General features: G+C 67.3%; 15 protein-coding genes. 9 read left to right on the forward strand and 6 right to left on the reverse strand.

What is annotated here, in order from left to right; genetic code table 11:
* Positions 1 to 2 precede the first annotated feature (2 nt).
* Positions 3 to 692, reverse strand: coding sequence for a TerC family protein (locus KK141_RS03925; RefSeq protein WP_214571700.1), 690 nt, complete (start codon positions 690 to 692; stop codon positions 3 to 5).
* Positions 693 to 1,036: 344 nt separating this feature from the next.
* On the opposite strand from KK141_RS03925, the gene acnD reads away from it, so the two are divergent.
* From acnD to KK141_RS03955, 6 genes are all read left to right on the forward strand, one after another.
* Positions 1,037 to 3,631, forward strand: coding sequence for a Fe/S-dependent 2-methylisocitrate dehydratase AcnD (gene acnD / locus KK141_RS03930; RefSeq protein ID WP_214571699.1), 2,595 nt, complete (start codon positions 1,037 to 1,039; stop codon positions 3,629 to 3,631).
* Positions 3,632 to 3,633: 2 nt separating this feature from the next.
* Positions 3,634 to 4,818: a 2-methylaconitate cis-trans isomerase PrpF gene (gene prpF / locus KK141_RS03935; protein ID WP_214571698.1), complete on the forward strand. Its 1,185-nt coding sequence runs from the start codon at positions 3,634 to 3,636 to the stop codon at positions 4,816 to 4,818.
* A 99-nt stretch (positions 4,819 to 4,917) separates the two neighbouring features.
* On the forward strand, positions 4,918 to 6,369 hold the full coding sequence (locus KK141_RS03940; protein ID WP_214571697.1) for a bifunctional 2-methylcitrate dehydratase/aconitate hydratase: 1,452 nt from the start codon (positions 4,918 to 4,920) through the stop codon (positions 6,367 to 6,369).
* 188 nt (positions 6,370 to 6,557) lie between these two features.
* Positions 6,558 to 7,667, forward strand: coding sequence for an OmpA family protein (locus KK141_RS03945; protein ID WP_214571696.1), 1,110 nt, complete (start codon positions 6,558 to 6,560; stop codon positions 7,665 to 7,667).
* A 320-nt stretch (positions 7,668 to 7,987) separates the two neighbouring features.
* Positions 7,988 to 9,094 (forward strand): OmpA family protein, encoded by a 1,107-nt coding sequence (locus KK141_RS03950; RefSeq protein ID WP_214571695.1) that lies wholly within the window; start codon positions 7,988 to 7,990, stop codon positions 9,092 to 9,094.
* Positions 9,095 to 9,173: 79 nt separating this feature from the next.
* On the forward strand, positions 9,174 to 9,944 hold the full coding sequence (locus tag KK141_RS03955; protein WP_250901558.1) for a pseudouridine synthase: 771 nt from the start codon (positions 9,174 to 9,176) through the stop codon (positions 9,942 to 9,944).
* On the opposite strand, the gene KK141_RS03960 is transcribed toward KK141_RS03955, so the two are convergent.
* Positions 9,945 to 10,814, reverse strand: a complete 870-nt coding sequence (locus KK141_RS03960; RefSeq protein ID WP_214571693.1) for a LysR family transcriptional regulator — start codon at positions 10,812 to 10,814, stop codon at positions 9,945 to 9,947.
* A 124-nt stretch (positions 10,815 to 10,938) separates the two neighbouring features.
* On the opposite strand from KK141_RS03960, the gene KK141_RS03965 reads away from it, so the two are divergent.
* The gene (locus tag KK141_RS03965) at positions 10,939 to 11,661 is read left to right on the forward strand and encodes a hypothetical protein (RefSeq protein ID WP_214571692.1); all 723 of its coding nucleotides are present in this window, start codon (positions 10,939 to 10,941) and stop codon (positions 11,659 to 11,661) included.
* Positions 11,662 to 11,698: 37 nt separating this feature from the next.
* Here the strand turns inward: KK141_RS03965 and kbl are convergent, their stop codons facing one another.
* The 3 genes from kbl to tdh form a co-directional block, all read right to left on the reverse strand.
* A complete protein-coding gene (kbl, locus tag KK141_RS03970; RefSeq protein ID WP_214571691.1) occupies positions 11,699 to 12,901 on the reverse strand; it encodes a glycine C-acetyltransferase in 1,203 nt (400 codons plus the stop codon).
* 190 nt (positions 12,902 to 13,091) lie between these two features.
* The gene (locus tag KK141_RS03975; RefSeq protein ID WP_214571690.1) at positions 13,092 to 16,757 is read right to left on the reverse strand and encodes a DUF748 domain-containing protein; all 3,666 of its coding nucleotides are present in this window, start codon (positions 16,755 to 16,757) and stop codon (positions 13,092 to 13,094) included.
* 185 nt (positions 16,758 to 16,942) lie between these two features.
* Positions 16,943 to 17,977 (reverse strand): L-threonine 3-dehydrogenase, encoded by a 1,035-nt coding sequence (gene tdh, locus KK141_RS03980; RefSeq protein WP_210427788.1) that lies wholly within the window; start codon positions 17,975 to 17,977, stop codon positions 16,943 to 16,945.
* Positions 17,978 to 18,131: 154 nt separating this feature from the next.
* Here tdh and KK141_RS03985 point away from each other — a divergent pair, with 154 nt between their 5' ends.
* Positions 18,132 to 20,291: a S46 family peptidase gene (locus KK141_RS03985; protein ID WP_214571689.1), complete on the forward strand. Its 2,160-nt coding sequence runs from the start codon at positions 18,132 to 18,134 to the stop codon at positions 20,289 to 20,291.
* A gap of 118 nt (positions 20,292 to 20,409) precedes the next feature.
* Here the strand turns inward: KK141_RS03985 and KK141_RS03990 are convergent, their stop codons facing one another.
* Positions 20,410 to 20,601 carry a hypothetical protein gene (locus tag KK141_RS03990; RefSeq protein ID WP_214571688.1) on the reverse strand — a complete coding sequence of 64 codons (192 nt, stop codon included), beginning with the start codon at positions 20,599 to 20,601 and terminating at the stop codon, positions 20,410 to 20,412.
* 206 nt (positions 20,602 to 20,807) lie between these two features.
* On the opposite strand from KK141_RS03990, the gene miaA reads away from it, so the two are divergent.
* A complete protein-coding gene (gene miaA, locus KK141_RS03995; RefSeq protein ID WP_214571687.1) occupies positions 20,808 to 21,758 on the forward strand; it encodes a tRNA (adenosine(37)-N6)-dimethylallyltransferase MiaA in 951 nt (316 codons plus the stop codon).
* Positions 21,759 to 21,830 lie beyond the last annotated feature (72 nt).

Below are 21,830 nucleotides of genomic sequence, written 5' to 3' on the forward strand. Positions count from 1 at the left end.
GCTCAGCCGTTTGCGCTTTTCGCGGCGGCGCGCCGCTTCTGCACATACCACCCGCCGCCGCACACCGCGGCCACCAGCAGCACGTCCAGCGCGTAGCGCGCCCAGCCGTGCGCATCGAACCAGTCATGCAGCAGATGGTCGTGCGCGATCATGCGCGCGGCGGTCCAGGCGATCGCGCCTGCGCCGATGTAGACGATGACCGGGAAGCGTTCGATCAGCTTCAGGATCAGGGTGGAACCCCACACCACCAGCGGCACGCTGATGGCCAGGCCGATGATCACCAGGGTCATGTGGCCGCCGGAGGCGCCGGCGATCGCCAGCACGTTGTCCAGGCCCATCAGCGCATCGGCCACCACGATGGTGCGGATCGCCGCCCAGAATCCCGCCGCGGCGCCCACCTGGTGCCCGTCGCCCTCGTCCGAGCGCAGCAGCTTCCAGGCGATCGGCAGCAACAGCAGTCCGCCCACCAGCATCAGGCCGGGCAGCTTCAGCAGGTAGACCACCACGGCGGTCAGCGCCACGCGCACCGCCACCGCGCCGAAGCTGCCCCAGAACACCGCCTTCTTCTGCAGCTGCTTGGGCAGGTTGCGCGCGGCCATGGCGATGACGATGGCGTTGTCGCCCGCCAGCACCAGGTCGAGCAGGACGATGGCCAGCAGGCCGGAGAAGAATTCGGGGGTGAGGAAATCCATGGCGGTTCATGTTCCTGCGCGCGGGACGAATGCAGCAACCACGAGCGCACGCAGCCTCGTGATTACCGCAAAAGTCTCGTTCCCGGCAGAACCGCTGCAGTGACCGGGGCGGTGCTCCACCCGTGATGACGACCACTGCACGGACGCACGCTGCGGCGCGTCCGGAACTACTCCCCTTTGGGATTAGTGCCCGCCATTGTCGGCGGCGCCATGCATACCAGTCAAGCCAACACCCTTAAGCAAAAGGCTTTCCCTCGCTACAATGTGGCGGTTTTGCATCGACGCGAGCGGCCGCCGCCTGGCGGACGCGGGCCGGGCAATCTCTTCCTGGGTTCTCGACACATATGAATAGCGACTACCGCACCTCCCTTCCCGGCACCTCGCTGGACTACTTCGATGCGCGCGCCGCCGTGGAGGCGCTGCAGCCGGGCGCCTACGACGCGCTGCCGTACACCTCGCGCGTGCTGGCCGAGAACCTGGTGCGCCGCTGCGATCCGGCGATCCTGGCCGATTCGCTGCGGCAGCTGATCGAGCGCAAGCGCGAGCGCGACTTCCCGTGGTTCCCGGCACGCGTGGTCTGCCACGACATCCTCGGCCAGACCGCCCTGGTGGACCTCGCCGGCCTGCGCGATGCGATCGCCGAGCGCGGCGGCGACCCGGCCAAGGTCAATCCGGTGGTGCCGGTGCAGCTGATCGTCGATCACTCGCTGGCGGTGGAGTGCGGCGGCTTCGATCCGCAGGCCTTTGCGAAGAACCGCGCGATCGAGGATCGCCGCAACGAAGACCGCTTCCACTTCATCGAGTGGACCAAGAAAGCGTTCGAGAACGTCGACGTGATTCCGCCGGGCAACGGCATCATGCACCAGATCAATCTGGAGAAGATGTCGCCGGTGATCCAGGTGCAGGAAGGTGTGGCTTACCCGGACACCTGCGTCGGCACCGACAGCCACACGCCGCACGTGGACGCACTGGGCGTGATCGCCATCGGCGTGGGCGGCCTGGAAGCGGAGAACGTGATGCTGGGCCGCGCTTCGTGGATGCGCCTGCCGGATATCGTCGGCGTGGAGCTGACCGGCAAGCGCCAGCCGGGCATCACCGCCACCGACATCGTGCTGGCGCTGACCGAATACCTGCGCAAGGAGAAAGTGGTCGGTGCCTACCTGGAATTCCGCGGCGAAGGCGCGGCCAGCCTGACGCTGGGCGATCGCGCCACCATCTCCAACATGGCACCCGAATACGGCGCCACCGCCGCGATGTTCTTTATCGACGGCCAGACCCTCGACTACCTGCGCCTGACCGGCCGCAGCGACGAGCAGGTCAAGCTGGTGGAAACCTACGCCAAGGCCGCCGGCCTGTGGGCCGATACGCTGGCCGCCGCGCAGTACGAGCGCACCTTGACGTTCGACCTGTCCTCGGTGGTGCGCAACATGGCGGGTCCGTCGAATCCGCACAAGCGCCTGCCGACGGCCGATCTCGCCGCGCGCGGCATTGCGGGCGAGTGGCAGGAACAGCCGGGCCAGATGCCCGATGGTGCGGTGATCATCGCGGCCATCACCAGCTGCACCAACACCAGCAATCCGCGCAACGTGATCGCAGCGGCGCTGCTTGCGCGCAATGCCAATGCGCGCGGCCTCACCCGCAAGCCGTGGGTGAAGAGTTCGCTGGCGCCCGGTTCCAAGGCGGTGGAGCTGTACCTGAAGGAAGCGAACCTGCTGCCGGAACTGGAGCAGCTCGGCTTCGGCATCGTGGCGTTCGCCTGCACTACCTGCAACGGCATGTCCGGTGCGTTGGATCCCAAGATCCAGCAGGAAATCATCGAGCGCGACCTGTACGCCACCGCGGTGCTGTCGGGCAACCGCAACTTCGACGGCCGCATCCATCCGTACGCCAAGCAGGCTTTCCTCGCTTCGCCGCCGCTGGTGGTGGCGTATGCGATTGCCGGCACCATCCGCTTCGATATCGAGAAGGATGTGCTCGGCGTCGACGCCAACGGTCAGCCGGTGCTGCTCAAGGACATCTGGCCCAGCGACGAGGAGATCGACGCGATCGTGTCCTCCAGCGTGAAGCCGGAGCAGTTCCGCAAGGTCTACGAGCCGATGTTCGCGCGCAGCGGCCAGGGCGGCACCACGGCTGCGCCGCTGTACGACTGGCGCGCGCAGAGCACGTATATCCGCCGTCCGCCGTACTGGGAGGGCGCCCTGGCCGGCGAGCGCACGCTCAAGGGCATGCGCGCGCTGGCGGTGCTGGGCGACAACATCACTACCGACCATCTGTCGCCGTCCAATGCGATCCTGCTGGACAGCGCCGCGGGCGAATACCTCGCGAAGATGGGCCTGCCGGAAGAGGACTTCAATTCCTACGCCACCCACCGCGGCGACCACCTCACCGCGCAGCGCGCCACCTTCGCCAACCCCACCTTGCTCAACGAGATGGCGGTGGTCGACGGCGCGGTGAAGAAGGGCTCGCTCGCGCGCGTGGAGCCGGAAGGCAAGGTCATGCGCATGTGGGAAGCGATCGAGACGTATATGGAACGCAAGCAGCCGCTGATCGTGATCGCCGGCGCCGACTACGGCCAGGGTTCGTCGCGCGACTGGGCGGCCAAGGGCGTGCGCCTGGCGGGTGTGGAAGCGATCGCGGCGGAAGGCTTCGAGCGCATCCATCGCACCAACCTGATCGGCATGGGCGTGCTGCCGCTGGAGTTCAAGCCCGGCACCGACCGCAAGACCCTGGGCATCGACGGCAGCGAAACCTTCGACGTGATCGGCGCGCGCACGCCGCGCGCGGAACTCACTCTGGTGATCCACCGCGGCAACGGCGAACGCGTCGAGGTGCCGGTGACCTGCCGCCTCGACACCGCCGAAGAAGTGTCGATCTACGAAGCGGGCGGCGTGCTGCAGCGTTTCGCGCAGGATTTCCTCGAAGCATCGCAGGCGGCATGACCATGGCACACGCTCCCCAGCTCCGCATTCCCGCCACTTACTTGCGCGGAGGCACCAGCAAAGGCGTGTTCTTCCGCCTGCAGGACCTGCCCGAGGCCGCACAGGTGCCCGGCGCCGCGCGCGATGCGCTGCTGCAGCGGGTGATCGGCAGCCCCGACCCGTACGGCAAGCAGATCGACGGCATGGGCGGCGCCACTTCGAGCACCAGCAAGACGGTGATCGTGTCGCGCAGCACGCGCGCCGACCATGACGTGGACTACCTGTTCGGCCAGGTGGCGATCGACCAGGCCTTCGTCGACTGGAGCGGCAACTGCGGCAACCTGTCGGCGGCGGTCGGTCCGTTCGCCATCGCGGGCGGCCTGGTCGACCCCGCGCGCGTGCCGCGCGACGGCGTCGCCGTGGTGCGCATCTGGCAGGCCAATATCGGCAAGACCATCATTGCCCACGTGCCGATGACCGGCGGAGCGGTGCAGGAAACCGGCGATTTCGAACTCGACGGCGTGACGTTCCCGGCGGCGGAAGTGCAGCTGGAATTCATGGATCCGGCCGCGGACGAAGAGGGCGCGGGCGGGGCAATGTTCCCCACCGGCCACGTGGTGGACGACCTGGAAGTGCCGGGCGTCGGCACGCTCAAGGCGACCATGATCAATGCCGGCATTCCGACCATCTTCGTCGAGGCCGCGGCGATCGGCTACACCGGCACCGAGCTGCAGGACGCGATCAACAGCGATCCGAAGGCGCTGGCCATGTTCGAGACCATCCGCGCGCACGGTGCGTTGCGCATGGGGCTGATCGGTTCGCTGGAAGAAATCGCCACGCGCCAGCACACGCCGAAGGTGGCGTTCGTCGCCGCGCCGGCGGACTACGTCGCTTCCAGCGGCAAGGCGGTGAAGGCGGGCGACATCGATCTGCTGGTGCGCGCCATGTCGATGGGCAAGCTGCACCACGCCATGATGGGTACGGCGGCGGTGGCGATCGGCACGGCGGCGGCGATTCCCGGCACCCTGGTCAACGTGGCGGCCGGCGGCGGCGAGCGCCATGCGGTGCGTTTCGGCCATCCCTCGGGAACGCTGCGGGTCGGTGCCGAAGCGGCGCAGGTCGACGGTACGTGGACGGTGACCAAGGCGGTGATGAGCCGCAGCGCGCGCGTGCTGATGGAAGGCTGGGTGCGCCTGCCTGCAGTCTGATTCGGCGGGGGCGGGCGTTGACTCCCGCAAGATGCGGCGACATGGTTAGAGCGACATGGTTAAGTAGTCTCGATCAGGCTTTGCCAGGAGAGGGGCTTCATGAGTTCGCATGACATCCGCTCCGCCCAGCGGCCATCGCCCGATCAGGCGATGGTCGACATCGCCGACTACGTCCTCGACTACCGCATCGAATCCGCCGAAGCCTACGACACGGCGCGCTACATGCTGCTGGATTCGCTGGCCACGGCGATGCTGGCGATGAAGTTTCCCGAATGCGTCAAGCATCTGGGGCCGGTGGTGCCGGGCGCCGTGCTGCCGGGCGGCGCGCGCGTGCCGGGCACCAGCTACGAGCTGGACCCGGTGCAGGCGGCATTCGCCATCGGCACGCAGATCCGCTGGCTGGACTTCAACGACACCTGGCTGGCGGCGGAGTGGGGCCACCCTTCCGACAACCTCGGCGCCATCCTGGCCGTGGCCGACTATCTCGGCCGCAAGGCCCAGCGCGAGGGCGGCACGGCGCCGACCGTGCGCGAGGTGCTGGGCTGGGCGATCAAGGCGCACGAGATCCAGGGCTGCTACGCCCTGCTCAACAGTTTTAATAGAGTGGGGCAGGACCACGTGATCCTGGTGCGCCTGGCCTCCACCGCGGTGGCCGCCGCCATGCTGGGCGGCAGCAGGGAGCAGATCGTCACCGCCGTCTCGCACAGCTGGATCGACAACGGCGCCCTGCGCACCTACCGCCACGCCCCGAACACCGGCCCGCGCAAGAGCTGGGCGGCGGGCGACGCCTGCCGGCGCGCGGTGATCCATGCGATCAATGCGGTCTACCGCGGCGTGGTGGGCTATCCATCCGCGCTGAGCGCGGCGACCTGGGGCTATTACGACGTGGCGTTCAAGGGGAATCCCTTCCGCTTCGAGCGCCCGTTCGGCAGCTATGTCATGGAGAACGTGCTGTTCAAGCTCAGCTACCCGGCCGAGTTCCACGCGCAGACCGCGGTGGAGTGCGCCATGCAGCTGCATCCTCAGGTGGCTGGCCGCATCGACGAGATCGACCAGGTGGCGATCGAGACCCAGGAAGCGGGCGCGCGCATCATCGACAAGACCGGCCCGCTGGCCAATTACGCCGACCGCGACCACTGCATCCAGTACATGGTGGCGGTGCCGCTGATCTTCGGCCGCCTGACCGCCGAGGACTACAGCGACGAGGTGGCCGCCGACCCGCGCATCGACGCCTTGCGCGCCCGCATGGCGGTGAGCGAGAACCCGCGCTTCACCCGCGACTACTACGACCCCGACAAGCGCTTTATCGGCAACTCGGTGCAGGTGTTCTTTAAAGATGGCAGCAGCACGGAAAAGGTCACTGTCGATTATCCGATCGGCCATCGCCGGCGCCGGGCGGAAGGCATCCCGGTGCTGCTCGGCAAATTCGAGGCGGCCATGCGCGGGCACTTGCCCGGGCACAAGGTCGGGGCGATCCTCCATGCGATAGCAGACCCGAGCAGGCTGGACGCCATGCCTGTTCAGGAATTCCTGGAACTCTTCACGTTGTAAAGACGGTGTGAGCTAAAAACTGAACGGGCGTTCGGAGAATTGTTTGTTTTTTGCTAAGCTCTCTGCGCCCGTTTCGGGTGGTTTGGCTTCAAGGCCGGCATCGGCCGGGACTCATGGCGGCACGGCCCGCGGGGTCGTTCGCCTGGGGGTGGAACGGACGCGAAAACCAATAAACGAGGAGACACCTGATGAAACGTAAGGGCTTGTACTTCGTGATCGCGCTTGCCCTGGGCGGCGTAGGTGCCGCTCATGCGCAGGACACTGCCAGCGCCACTCCCACCTACGACGGCCGCTGGTACATCGCCCCCACCGTGGGCGGCTACTACAACGATACCGACCGCAACACGAACAGCCGCCAGGTCTATTACGGCCTGGGCGTCGGCAAGTTCATCGCGCCGAACACCTCGATCGATCTGTTCGTCGACCGCACCAAGCGCGACATCGATTCGAAGATCGGTGGCGGCAACTGGTCCAACAACAATTTCGGCGCCGCGGCACGCTTCTACTTCGGCGCGTGGGACGCATGGCGTCCGTACCTGCTGGCCGGTGTAATGGGCAGCTACCACCACAGCCGCTTCGACAACGCCTGGTCGCCCGCCGCTGAGCTGGGCGTCGGTATCTCCAAGACCATCACCGACAGCAGCGACATCCGCGCGGAAGCCGGCTATCGCTACGACTGGGACGACAAGACCCAGCCGGAGAAGAACGGCTACGGCGACTGGTTCCTGGGCTTCAGCGTGGTGTCGCGCTTCGGCGCTCCGCCGGCTGCCCCGACCACCACGCCGCCCCCGCCGCCGCCGCCGGATTGCTCCAAGCTCGACAGCGACGGCGATGGCGTGAACGATTGCGACGACAAGTGCCCGGGTACGCCGGCCGGCACCATCGTCGGTCCGGATGGTTGCCCGCAGAAGGTCGTGATTGACCTGCGCGGCGTGAACTTCAAGTTCGACTATCCGAAGAAGGGCCACGTGAAGGCTGGCGAGATCGGCAAGGCCCTGGCCACCCCGACCGCCGACTCGATCGCGATCCTGGACCAGGCCGTGGACACCCTGGGCCGCTATCCGAACGTGAAGGTGACGGTCGCCGGCTATACCGACTCGGTCGGCAAGGACGACTACAACCAGAGCCTGTCGGAGCGTCGCGCCCAGATCGTGTTCGACTACCTGACCACGCACGGCATCGACGCCAGCCGCCTGCAGGGTCCGATCGGTCACGGCAAGAACGACCCGATCGACAGCAACGACACGGATGCCGGCCGCGCCCGCAACCGTCGTACCGAGCTGCAGGTCCAGCAGTAAGCGACCGCAAGGCCGTCAGAAAAGCCCGGCGCAAGCCGGGCTTTTCTTTTGCCCCGCAGTCATGCGCGAAGAACTTTCGGTGAGCGCGTTTTCACGCGAATTTGCCTGAACGAGAACCCACCAAAAGCTTAAGCTGTCACGTTTACCTGTTAAGTGACGTGTGTATCTCTTAACGGTTTTGCTACACTCTGCGCCGCTTGCTGTTAGGAACGCCAAGCAGGGGGCCATGAGGCCCCCGAATGTCGAACCCTGAAGTTCTGACGCGCGATTTCCGTCTGGGGTGGAACGGACGCGAAAACCAATAAACGAGGAGACACCTGATGAATCGTAAGGGCTTGTATTTTCTGATTGCCCTGGCCCTGGGCGGCGTGGGTGCCGTTCACGCGCAGGACAGCAGCTCCAGCGCACCCGCCGGTTTCGATGACCGTTGGTACATTGCCCCGACCGTCGGCGGCTACTACAACGACACCGACCGCAACACCAACAGCCGTCAGGTTTACTACGGCCTGGCCGTCGGCAAGTTCATCGCGCCGAACACCTCGATCGATCTGTTCGTCGATCGCACCAAGCGCGACATCGATTCCAAGATCGGTGGCGGCAACTGGTCCAACAACAACTATGGCGTGACCGCTCGCTACTACTTCGGCGCGGCCGACGCATGGCGTCCGTACCTGCTCGCCGGCGTGATGGGCAGCTACCACCACAACCGTTTCGACAAGGCCTGGTCGCCGGCCGCCGAGCTCGGCGTCGGTATCTCCAAGTCGATCACTGACAGCAGCGACATCCGTGCGGAAGCCGGCTACCGCTACGACTGGGACGACAAGAGCCAGCCGGAGAAGAACGGCTACGGCGACTGGTTCCTGGGCTTCAGCGTGGTGTCGCGCTTCGGCGCTCCGCCGGCTGCCCCGGTGGCCGCCACCCCGCCGCCGCCGCCGGCTCCGGACTGCTCCAAGCTGGACAGCGACGGTGATGGCGTGAACGACTGCGACGACAAGTGCCCGGGTACGCCCGCCGGTACCATCGTCGGTCCGGACGGCTGCCCGAAGCAGGTCGTCATCGACCTGCGCGGCGTGAACTTCAAGTTCGACCGTCCGAAGAAGGGCGAGAAGGACATCAAGAAGGCCCTGGCTGAGCCCAGCGCCGACTCGATCGCCATCCTCGACCAGGCCATCGACACCCTGCAGCGTTACCCGCAGGTGAAGGTGGCGGTTGCCGGCTACACCGACTCGGTCGGTAAGGACGCCTACAACCAGAGCCTGTCGGAGCGTCGCGCGCAGATCGTGTTCGACTACCTGACCGGCCACGGCGTCGACGCCAGCCGCCTGCAGGGCCCGATCGGTCACGGCAAGAACGACCCGATCGACAGCAACGACACGGATTCGGGCCGCGCCCGTAACCGTCGCACCGAGCTGCAGGTCCAGCAGTAATCTCGACCGCAAGGTCGCGTGGAAAAGCCCGGCGCAAGCCGGGCTTTTCTTTTGGGCGGACTGGGGCACGATGACCGGCATGGACCGAAAGCAAGGGCAGGGCAGGCGAACCACGCCGGGCCGCGGTAATGCAGCCGCGCCGAAGCACGGCCTGGCCCGCGTGCTGAGCAAGCTGGGCGTGTGCTCGCGCAGCCAGGCCGAGAAGGCCGTACGCGAAGGCCGGGTCAGCGTGGACGGCCGCGTGGTGCTCGACCCGGAACGCCCCGCCGACGCCGCCCGTCAGCGCATCCTGCTCGACGGCGCCCCGGTCAGCGAAGCACAGCGCGTCTATATCGTCCTCAACAAACCCCGCGGCATCGTGGTGAGCGCCGCCGACGAGCGCGGCCGCGACACCGTCTACGACCTGCTGAAGGATGCCGGCCTGCCCTGGCTCGGCCCGGTCGGCCGCCTGGACAAGGCCAGCGAAGGCCTGCTGCTGCTGAGCAACGACAGCGCCTGGGCCGCGCGCCTCACCGAGCCGCGCCACCACGTCGACAAGACCTACCACGTGCAGATCGACGCCGTGCCGGACGCCGCGCTGCTGGAGCAACTCGCACTAGGCGTAGTGGACGAAGGCGAGCGCCTGGCCGCGAAGCAGGCCACGCTGCTGCGCACGGGCGAAAAGAACGCCTGGCTGGAGATCGTCCTGGACGAAGGCCGCAACCGCCATATCCGCCGCCTGCTCGAAGCGCATGGCATCGGCGTGCTTCGGCTGATCCGCGTGGCCATCGGCACGCTGCCTTTAGGCGAACTCGCCAAGGGCCAATGGCGCCACCTGCGCCCCGAGGAAGTCGCCGCGCTGTCGCGCTGATCAGCCGCGCAACTGCTCCCGCACCACATCCAGCGTGCGCTCCTGCAGCGGATGCATGCGCGCCGGATCCATCACCGCATAGATCGTATTGAGGCAAGGCTTGCTCTCGCGCCCCACGGCGACGACGTCGCCGCGTGCCTCGGCCTCCCGCGCACACGCATACGGCACGATCGACAACCCGCGCCCGGCCGCCACCCAGTCCAGCACCTCTTCCAGCTCCTCGAAATGCGCCACGCTGCGCAGGCGCGCGGGCTTCTCGCCCAGCACCTGGGTGAACCAGGTGGCGAACACGTAGTCGCTCTCGTCGTAGGTGACGTAGTCGGCCTGGGCGAGGATGGCGATATCCAGCGCTGGCAAGGTCAATCGCGCAGGTGCGATCAACGCCGCCTGCTCCATACCCACCGCCACCAGACGCAGAGCGCCGTGCGGCAGCATCAGATGCACGAAGCCCAGATCGCTCGCACCGGTTTCCACCTGTCGCACCACGTCCTCCGCGGTGGGAAAGCTCATGCGGATCGGCACGTCCGCCAGCGGCCCTTCGCGAAACAGCGGCAGCAGTTCATAGCGCCCGAAGCCGCTCACCGCGGCGATGCGCAGCGGCTGCGCCGGCTCGTCGCGCATCGCCTCGTGCACCTTGGCCAGGTCGCGCCCCATGTCGCGGCAGAACGCCAGCAGCCGCTCGCCGGCGGCATTGGGCACCAGCGGCCCCTGTCCGCGGCGGAACAGCGGCATGCCCAGCGCTTCCTCCAGCTTGCGCAACTGGTAGCTCACCGCCTGCTCGGTGCGGTGCAGCGAGGCGGCGGCCGCGCGCAGGCTGCCGCCTTCACAGACGGCGCGGAACGCGTGCAGGTAACGCAACTCCACATTCATGCGCGAAACCCTGGGCGGGGGGAGGAGGGGCGAAAAATTTTCGCCGTGAGCCCAAAAAGATTCGCATGGCCGCGAAGGCAGCGGCAAGCCGAGAATCGCAGCCGCCCTCCCGCCAGGAATCCCCATGAGCCGTTGCTACGCGTTTCTGTTCGCCCTGTGGCTGGCCTTGCCCGCCCATGCCGCCCCGGGCAACGCCGCGCATTTCTACCTCTACCGCATGCAGACCGGCGCTGCCGATAAGTTCGAGCAGGGCTACCGCCAGCACCTCGCATGGCATCGCGCCCACCGCGATCCGCTGTCCTGGTACGGCTGGACCATCGAGGACGGCGAGCGCAGCGGCTGGTTCGTCGACGCGAGCGTGGGCGAGCCGTTCGCCGCGTTCGACCACCGGGTGGACGTGGCCGGCGACGGCGCGGATTTCCGCGCCAACGTGTCGCCGTACGCTATTCCGATGGGACAGCCCACCTATGTGCTGCTGCGCGAAGCCAGCACCGGCACGCCGCTGGAGAACCGCAAGCCCAGTGCCACCATGCAGGTGACACACGTGCACGTGCGGCTTGGCATGGAAGCGCGTTTCGAACGCGCGCTGGCCGTTGCACACCAGGTTCTGCAGAAGGAACCCGGCGCACCGGCTCATACCTGGTATCGCCTGGTCACCGGCGGCGACTCGGCGCAATACATGCTGCTGGTGGCCCGCGATCGCTGGGCCAGCTATGACGGTTTCGAACGCAGCCTCGGTTCGCTGCTGGCGAACGACGAGGCCGCACAGCGCGACATCGCCGATGCCGTGCAATCGGCCACCACGGAAACCTGGCGCTACCGCGCCGAACTCAGCGCACTGCAATAACGAAAGCGGGGGAGCGCAACCGCTCCCCCGTCAATGCTCAGCCGATCACGCCAAGCTCGCGCCCTACCTTGGTGAACGCCGCGATCGCGCGGTCCAGATGCTCGCGCGTATGCGCCGCGCTCATCTGCGTGCGGATGCGCGCCTGGCCCTGCGGCACCACCGGGTAGAAGAAGCCGGTGACGTAGATGCCTTCGTCCAGCAGCTTGGCCGCCATGGCCTGCGCCTTCTTGGCGTCGTAGATCATCACCGGCACGATCGGGTGCACGCCCGGCTTGATGTCGAAGCCGGCCTGGCTCATCTGCTCGCGGAAGTAGCGGGTGTTCTCCTGCACGCGCTGGCGCAGCTCGCCCGCGCTGGACAGCATGTCGAACACCTTCAGCGCCGCGGCCACCACGTGCGGCGGCAGCGAGTTGGAGAACAGATAGGGACGCGAGCGCTGGCGCAGCAGTTCGATCACTTCGGCGCTGCCGGTGGTGAAGCCGCCCAGCGCGCCGCCGAGCGCCTTGCCCAGGGTGCCGGTGAAGATGTCGATCTTGTCCATCACGCCGTTGACTTCGGCCGAGCCGCGGCCGCTGTCGCCGAGGAAGCCGGTGCAGTGGCATTCGTCGATATGCACCATGGCGTCGTACTTGGCGGCCAGCGCGGCGATCTTGTCCAGCGGCGCGATAAAGCCGTCCATCGAGAACGCTCCGTCGGTGGTGATCAGCTTGGTGCGCGCGCCGGCGGCGTCGGCCGCCTGCAGCTGCTTTTCCAGATCGGCCATGTCGCAGTTGGCGTAGCGGAAGCGCTTGGCCTTGCACAGGCGGATGCCGTCGATGATCGAGGCGTGGTTGAGCGCATCGGAAATGATCGCGTCCTCTTCGCCCAGCAGCGGCTCGTACAGGCCGCCGTTGGCGTCGAAGCAGGCGGCGTAGAGGATGGTGTCCTCGGTGCCGAAGAACTCGGCGATCTTCTTTTCCAGCTGCTTGTGCAGGTCCTGCGTGCCGCAGATGAAGCGCACCGAGGCCATGCCGAAGCCGTGGCTGTCCAGCGCCTCCTTGGCGGCCTGGATCACGTCCGGATGGTCGGCCAGGCCCAGGTAGTTGTTGGCGCAGAAGTTCAGCACCTTGCGCCCGCCCTCCAGCTCGATCTGCGCCGACTGCGGCGAGACGATCACGCGCTCGCCCTTGAACAGGCCCTGCTCGCGGATGGAATCCAGTTCGGCGGCGTAGCGCGCCCGGGTGGTATCGGAGTAGCTCATCGGGATCGGCCCTTGGGGGGAAAGATGCCGATTGTGAGCCTTTGCGGCCCGCCGGAAAACCCGAGCCTTACCGGAAAGCCCGCGTAGGTTGGGGTGAGCCATAGGCGAACCCCAACGATGCGGTGCGTCTGGACGTTGCGCTGTTGGGGTTCGCCTGCGGCTCACCCCAACCTGCGCAGGCCGGCAAGCGTCAATGCAAGCCGAAATCCACCCGCGTCGTCTTGCCCTTGTCGTCGATCCCCTCCGGCGTGAGCTTGGGATCCTTCAGCCCATACCGGTTGTCCGGCAGCTTGCCCTTCAGCCAGTCGCGCACCGCGTTGGCGCGCCGTTCGGCCAGGTCGCGCATCGCCGCATCGTCGGTCTTGACGTTGGTCTCCAGCAGCGCGCGCATCTCGTCCGGCTCCAGCGACTTCTTCAGGCCCAGCGCATTGCGCGGCTTGTCGATGTTGTCCGCGTGCTTGTAGGCGCGGGCCAGATAGCGCTCTTCCTGGTCCGGCGTGATCGCCACCGCGGCGAGCGCGGCGGGCGAGGTGTCGGCGTTCTTGCCGCCGTCGTCCAGCACCTTCTCCTTGCGGATCATGTCCTGCACGGTCACCTTGCGCAGCCCGTTCTGGTCCTGCGCCGGATCGGCGCGGCCGACCAGGTCCAGGGTCAGCGAGGTCTTCTGGTTGAGCATCGCCACCACCTTGCCCAGGCGCTCCTGCGCGGCGCCGTTGAGCACGGCCGAGCCGGGATCGAATTCCACATAGCCGAGGTCTTCGTGGTCGCCGCCGCCGAAGGCCGAGCCAAGCAGGCGGAACGGCGAGGTCACCGCCTTGACGATCAGGTTGCCGATGGCGCGCCAGATCAGGCCGCCCATGCTGAACTGCGGATCGTCCAGCGAGCCGGACACCGGCACGTTGACGTCGATATTGCCCTGCGTGTCCTTCAGCAGCGCCACCGCCAGCTTCACCGGCAGGTGCGAAATGCCGGGCGCCTCGATGCGGTCGCCGAAGGTGAGCTGGGTGATGTAGATGTGGTTGTCGGCCTTGAGCTTGCGCTGGTCGAGGTTGTACTTCACGTCGACCGTGAGCTTGCCCGCGGTGATCGGATAGCCGGTGTACTTGCTGGAATAGGCGCTGAGGCGCGTCAGCTCCACTTCGTTGGCCTTGCCCTGGATATCCAGGAAGGCCACCGGCGCCAGCGGATTGATGGTGCCGCTGATGTCCACCGGCGAGTTGTCGTCCAGCTGCGCCTGCACGGCTACGTCGGCCGGCGGGCCACCCGCGGTGCCGAAGGCGCCGATCTTGCCGGTGACCTTGGTGAGGTTGGCGGTGTAGTTGGGCTTGATGAAGTTGTCGGTGTAGTTGAGCTGGCCGTTGAGCAGGGTGATCTGGCCGAGCTGGATATCCGCCGCGGGCGCGATGGATTCGGCGGGCTTTTCCGTTTCGGTGGTGGTCTTGGAAACTTTCGGCGCCGCCGGCGCATTGGTTTCGGCGCGCGTCACCGAGACCGGTTCTTCCTGCTCCGGCTTCGCCACCACGTCCGCCAGATTCAGCCGTCCATTTGCATTGACGATCATGCGCGCGTAGAACGCGCTCAGCACCAGGCTGCCCACATGCATGCGCGGCGTGCCGCTGCCGTAGGCCACGTCGAGGTTACCGGCGTTGAGTGCGCTCCAGCGCAGGAAGTCGTCGCCGGTGACCTTGTCCTGCACGCGCACGCGTTCCAGCGCGGCATTGCCCTTGAAGCCGAACTTCGGTTCCGCGGTGCGTCCGTCGTAATGCAGCTTGCCCTTGCCGCTCAGGCGCGCGCTGGAGATGGTCACGTTCAGTGGCACGCTGATGTATGGCGCGAAGGTGGCGATGTCCAGGCCGCGGGTGGTGACGTCCAGGTCGGCCAGGGCAGGGGAGGGCTGCACCTTGCCGGCGAGCGAGAACGTGCCCTTGCCGATATTGCCGTCCAGCTTCATCGCGCGCTGCTGGTTGAACTTGTCGCTGAGCTCGTCGATGCCACCCTTGAGCGCCGTCACTTCCACCACCGCGGGCTTGCCGTTGCCTACGGCATGGTCGGCGAAACGCACGGCGCCGTTGTCCACGCCGAGGTGGGCGATGCTCCATTGCCACGCCGGTTCGGCATCCGCCGGCTTGGCCTTGCCGCGCGGCGCCGCTGTTTTGGCGGTGGTCTTGGGCGGCGCGAACAATTCGGTGAGCGAGATAGTGCCGTTGGCCGCGCGCTGCACGTCCAGGCTAAGGCCCGTGCCGACCAGGCTCTTCAGGCGCGCCTGGCGCGACGCCAGGTCGATCTGTTCGATATCCGCCTGCAGCTTGCCCCAGGCCACCGGTGCGGCCTGGCCCTTGCCGCCGGCTTCCAGCGCGAAATCGCTCACCGTCGCCTGCGCCGGCGCCAGGTGCACATTGACGGTCTTGCCCCAGTCCAGCTGCAACTGGCCGTTGGCATCGAGCTTGCCCTTGGCGGCGCGCGCGGCCATGGCGGAGCCGGCCATTGCCTGCAGCGGCACCATGTCCACCTGCTTGAGCGCCAGCGCCGCCTTCAACGTGGCCGCGGCCAGGTCGAGCGTGCCCTTGGCGCCGATGTCGCCGCCGAACAGCTGGCCGGCCAGATCGAGTTTCGCCGGCGGCGCGGCGAGCATGCTCAGGCCAAGCAGGCTGCCGTGCAGGTTGGCCAGATCGAGCTTGTTCTGCGTGGCGTCGGTGTAGTGGATGGCGCTGCCGGTGAGCGCGATCGAGGCGATGCGCAGATCGGTGGGCGTGGCCTTCTTCGCCGGATCGGCCGGCGCCGATGGTGCCGTCAGCGTGTCGTAGTTGCTGTGCCCGCCTTCGCCGGCGGTGTAGTAGACCTGGGCCTGCTCCAGCTTCAGCGCGCCGAGCTGGTAGCGCGACACCAGCGGCTGCACGTCCGCCAATTCCGCCGTGCCATGGCCGAGGCGCGCGATCGGCTCGCCCTTGCTGCTGTCCAGCGCGAAGTCGTCCAGCTGCAGGTTGCCGGTGAGGCGCACTTGCGGTGCATCCGGCGTCTGCACGAAGTTGAGTTCCAGCTTGCCGCTGAGCAGGCCTTTCGGAATCGTGATCGGCAGCGGCTTGGGCACGTAGCCGAGATAGCGGGGCAGGTCGAGGTGGTCGAGCTCGAAGCCGATCGCCGATTCGCGGTTGCTGGCAAACGGCTTGGTCTGGCCTTCGATGCGCAGCGGGCTGCCGTCCACCTTCAGCGCCAGCAGCGGCTTGACGAACACGTCGGTGCTGCTGGACAGGTTGGCGAGGAAGGGAATGCCCAGTTCCAGCTGCTCGACGTGATGGCTGGCTTTCGCCGCCTGGTCGTCGAACACGATGTCGCCGCCGTGCACGCTGATATTGGACAGCGCGAAGCGCGCCGGCTTGGCATTCGGATCCGCCGGCTGCGCGGCGTAGCGGTCGATGATGTCGGAGAAATTGAAGCGCTGGTCGGCCGTGCGCGCGATGTGGATGCGCGGGCGCTGCAGCGAGAGTTCGTCCAGTACCGGCGCCAGGCGGAACAGCGAGGTCCACGAGGTGTTGGCGACGATCTGGTCGACGTCGACGAAGCTGGTCTTGCCGTCGCGCTCGCCGATATGCAACTGGTCCAGCTGCAGCCGCAAGGTGTAGGGATTGAGGTGCACCTTGCCCAGGGTGACCGGGCGGTCCAGCGCGGCGCTGGCGTGCTTTTCGATCTGGCCGCGGATGATCGACGGCGCGGCGAAAAAGCCGAACAGGCCGAACAGCACCAGCACGATGGCGGCGATCAGCGCGGTCTTGCGCGTGCGCCGCGAGCGGTAGACGGTGAGCGCACGTGCGCGCGCCGCCGCCAGCCGGGAGCTGCCGGAAGAAATCTGATCTGCCATATGGGCGATGCTCCGTCAGTTAAGCGACCCGACGGCGTGCGGCCCTACCCCGGCCGCGCACTTACAAACCCAGTCCCATGTGCGCCGGTCGCGGGGGGAGTTTACCCGTGCGTGAGACGTTTCGGTGGGCTCCCGCGCACGCCCGGCGCGGGAGCCTTCAGGCCCCGATCAGAGCCGGCTCTGCATCAGAGCCAGGAACAGACGACCTTGCCGCAATGGCCGGCATCCATCAGGTCGAAGCCCTTCTGGAAATCGTCGATATGGATCTGGTGGGTGAGCACCTTCTGCAGCGGGAAGCCGGTGAGCACCATCTGGGTCATCTTGTACCAGGTCTCGTACATGCGGCGGCCGTAGATGCCCTGCAGGGTGAGGCCCTTGAAGATCACCTTGTCCCAGTCGATGCCGGCGCCGCGCGGCATGATGCCGAGCATGGCGATCTTGCCGCCGTGGTACATGCAGTCGAGCATGTCGTTGAAGGCGCGCGGGTTGCCGCTCATCTCCAGGCCCACGTCGAAGCCCTCGATGTGCAGGTCCTTCACCACGTCGCGCAGCGACTGGTTGGCCACGTTCACCACGCGGGTGGCGCCCATGTCGGCGGCCAGCTTCAGGCGGTAGTCGTTGACGTCGGTGACCACCACGTTGCGCGCGCCCACGTGCTTGGCGATGCCGGCGGCAATGATGCCGATCGGGCCGGCGCCGGTGATCAGCACGTCCTCGCCGATCAGGTCGAACTCCAGCGCGCAGTGCGCGGCGTTGCCGTAGGGGTCGAAGAAGGCGGCCAGCTCCGAGGGGATCTGGTCCGGGATCGGCCACAGGTTGGAGGCCGGCATGGCCATGTATTCGGCGAAGGCGCCGTTGCGGTTCACGCCGATGCCCACCGTGTTCGGGCACAGGTGCTGGCGGCCGGCGCGGCAGTTGCGGCAGTGGCCGCACACGATGTGGCCCTCGGCCGAGACGCGGTCGCCGATCTTGTAGCCGGTGACGCCCGGGCCGATCTCGACGATGCGGCCGACGAATTCGTGGCCGATGGTGAGGCCGGGCTTGATGGTGCGCTGGCTCCACTCGTCCCACTTGTAGATATGCAGGTCGGTGCCACAGATGGCGGTTTTCTCCATCTTGATCAGCACCTCGTTGGGGCCGACCTCGGGCACGGGCACTTCTTCCATCCAGATGCCCTGTTCGGGCAAGCGCTTGACCAGGGCTTTCATCGTCTGCTGCATGGGGAATCCATCGGCTGGCCCGCAAGGCGGGCGGGGAAAGCGGCGATTATAAAGTGCGGGCATGGCAGGCCGTCTTCGTGCAGTGCAGCGTTGCCCGCCCGGCAGCTTCGGTCTAAGGTCGCAAGTTTGTGCGATCACCCACAGGGGACGGCGGATGCGTAAGAAGACGATGGGCCTGGCGGCGGCCATGGCGATGGGCCTGGCCCCGGGCGCGCAGGCGGACGAGGGCATGTGGATGCCCTCGCAGCTGCCCTCGATCGGCAAGCAGCTGCGCGCCGCCGGCTACCAGGGCAACCCCGCCGACCTGGCGGACCTGACCAAGCCGCCGCTCAGCGCGGTGGTCAAGGTGGGCGGCGCCACCGGCGCCTTCGTCAGCGGCGACGGACTGGTGCTGACCAACCACCACGTGGCCTTCGGCGTCATCCAGTACAACAGCAACCCGCAGCGCGACCTGATCCAGCACGGTTTCGTCGCCGGCGACCGCGCGCAGGAGCTGCCGGCCAATCCGGACTTCCGCCTGCGCGTGACCACCGGCTTCGACAAGGTCACCGACCAGGTGCTGGCCCAGGCCCGGGGCAAGACCGGCCGCGCCTACTACGACGCGGTGGACGCCGCCGGCAAGGCGCTGGTGGCCGAGTGCGAACGCGAGGCGGGTTATCGCTGCAGCGTGGTCAACATGTTCTACGGGCGCGATTTCTACCTGGTGAAGCAGCTGGAGATCCGCGACCTGCGCCTGGTCTACGCACCGCCGCGCGCCATCGGCAACTACGGCGACGAGGTGGACAACTTCGTCTGGCCGCGCCACAGCGGCGACTTCACCGTGCTGCGCGCCTATGTCGGCCCCGACGGCAAGCCGGCCGCCTACGCCAAGGAAAACCAGCCGTATCACCCGCCGGCGCATCTGCAGGTCGCCAGCGAAGGCGTGAACGAGGGCGACTTCGTGATGCTCGCCGGCTATCCCGGCACGACCTATCGCCACCGCACGGCGGCCGAGTTCGCCGACCAGGTGCAATGGCGCTTGCCCAAGTCGGTGGAGGTGATGAAGCAGGTGCAGGGCGTGATCGAAGACGCCGGCCGCGCCGACAAGCAGGCGGCGATCCGCTACGCCTCGCAGCTGCAGTCGCTGAAGAACGGCATCAAGCGTTTCAGCGGCGAACTCGACGGCCTCAAGCGCAGCGACGCAGTGGACATCCGCCGCAAGGACGAGGACGCCATGCTGGCGTGGCTGGACAAGCAGCCGCAGGCAAAAACGCTGCGTCCGGACATCGACACGGTGGCCAAGCTGATCGCCGGCGGCAATGCCAATCGCGAGCGCGACCTGCTGTTCGCCATCCTGCCATCGCAAACGCAGCTGCTGCGTTCGGCGCTCACCTTGCAGCGCTATGCCCACGAGCGCGCCAAGCCCGACGCCGAGCGCGAAACCGGCTACCAGCAGCGCGACGAGGACCTCACCGCCGGCATGCTCAAGCAGGTGCAGCGCCGCTACGACGCGGCGGTGGAAAAACGCATCCTCACGGCGCTGCTCACGCGCTACCAGCAACTGCCGGATCCGCAGCGCGTGCCGGAATTCGACACCGCCTTCGGCCGCACGCCGGCCGAGCTGGCCAGCACGCTGGACCGCATCTACGGCGCCACCCAGCTCGGCGACGAGGCGCAGCGCCTGCATTGGCTGAAGGCGCAGCCCGATGAAGTGGCGACGTCGGACGACGCTCTGCTGAAGCTGGCGGCGGCGCTGCAGCCGGCGCTGCTGCGCATCGAAGACCAGCGCAAGGAGCGCGACGGCGAGCTGCTGCGCCTGCGCCCGGCCTATATGCAGGCGTTGATCGCCTATCGCGAGCAGCAGGGGCGGGCGGTCTATCCGGATGCCAACTCCACCTTGCGCGTCAGCTACGGCAAGGTCACGCCGCTGAAGGCGCGCGACGCGGTGAGCTATTCGCCGCTGACCAGCACCGCCGGCATCGTCGAGAAGAACACCGGGGTGGAACCGTTCGACGCGCCCAAGCCGCTGCTGGACGCCATCGCCAAGGGCGACTACGCCGGTTACCTGGACCAGCGTTCCGGCGTGATGCCGGTGGACTTCCTCAGCAACCTCGACACCACCGGCGGCAACTCCGGCTCGCCCGTGCTCAATGCGCACGGCCAGCTGGTGGGGCTGAACTTCGACAGCAACTGGGAAGCGGTGAGCGCGAGCTGGATGTTCGATCCGCGCTACAAGCGCGCGATCCACGTCGACATGCGCTACATGCGCTGGCTGATGGACAAGGTCTATCCGGCGCCGTGGCTGCTGCAGGAGCTGGGCGTGCCGGCGAAGTAGGGCAGGCGCCCACAAGCAGCGCGCCGGCTGGAAAGCCGGCGCGCATCAGCGGTAGGAGCGTAAGAGGGCGGCACCCGCCCCGTGCCGGCGCCAGGCGCCGGCCATGCTTGCCGCGCGCTCAGCGCAGCGCGGTATAGATCAGCGCGAAAACCAGGCTGGCCGCGACGCAGACCACGAACCAGAAGCCGCGGTTGTCCTTGTGCCACACCGGTGGAGCGCCATCGTCGCCCGCGCGTGCGGGCTTGGCGGCGGCACCGGGTGCCGAGGCGCGGTTGCCGGGTTCGGCCACCATGTACTTGCGTTTGTTCATTCCGTACTTCCCCCCGTTCAACTTATCTCGGCGGTTCGCTGTGGCTGACCACGGTTGCGATCGTGCAAGACGCCGTGATTCTCGTCCAAAATGTGAAGCAAGGCACGTGCCCATACCGTCCAAATGGCGTTGCGTTGCCGTTGGGCGGGAAAACGCTGCATGCCAGCCTGACCCAGCACGTCACCTTGAGCCCTCCGGAAGCGTACATGCCTGCCGACTTGCGTCACCCCAGCATTTTCTTGATGGGCCCTACGGCGTCGGGCAAGACCGCGCTGGCTTGTGCGTTGAGTCGGAATTTTCCGGTTGAGCTGGTCAGCGTGGATTCCGCGCTGGTGTACCGCGGCCTGGACATCGGCGCGGCCAAGCCGGATGCGGCGACGCTGGCGCGCTATCCGCACGCGCTGATCGATATCCGCGATCCGGCCGAGCCGTATTCGGCGGCGGATTTCCGCGCCGACGCCCTGCAGGCGATGAAAGACATCACGGCGCGCGGCAAGGTTCCGCTGCTGGTCGGCGGCACGGGTCTGTACTTCCGCGCGCTGCAACATGGGCTGTCACATTTGCCGGAGGCGGATGCGGCGATCCGCGAGCGTCTCACCGAAGAGGCCGGACTGATCGGCTGGCCCGCCATGCACGAGCGGCTGCGTCAGGCCGATGCCGCCGCCGCCGCGCGGATCGGGCCGAACGATGCGCAGCGCATCCAGCGCGCGCTGGAAGTGATCGAACTCACCGGCCGTCCGCTGTCCGAACAGCAGCGCGGCGGCAGCGGCGAACGCTTTCCCTGGCGCGTACTCAAGCTGGCCCTGCTGCCGGCGGACCGGGCGCCGCTGCACGCGCGTATCGCCGAGCGCTTCGACGCCATGCTGCGCGACGGTTTCCTCGACGAGATGCGCGGCCTGCGCGCACGCGGCGACCTGCATCCGGACCTGCCTTCGATGCGCGCGGTCGGCTACCGGCAGGCCTGGGAGCATCTGGACGGCGCGACCGACGCCGTGGAATTCCGCGACCGCGGCGTGTTCGCCACCCGCCAGTTGGCGAAGCGCCAGATCACCTGGCTGCGCGGCGAGCTGGATGCACGGACTTTCGACCCCGACCGGGCCGGCCTGGAGGCCCGGGCCGTCGACGCGCTGGAGCTGTTCCTGGGCGCCTCCGGCTAGGGTTTGCGCACGGTTTTGGCGAACGGGTTCGCGCTTCCCGGGCGGTCCGCCGGAAAGCCTCTCCAGCGCAGG

The sequence above is a fragment of the Dyella sp. LX-66 genome, from assembly GCF_018599165.1.
Taxonomy (GTDB): domain Bacteria; phylum Pseudomonadota; class Gammaproteobacteria; order Xanthomonadales; family Rhodanobacteraceae; genus Dyella_D; species Dyella_D marensis.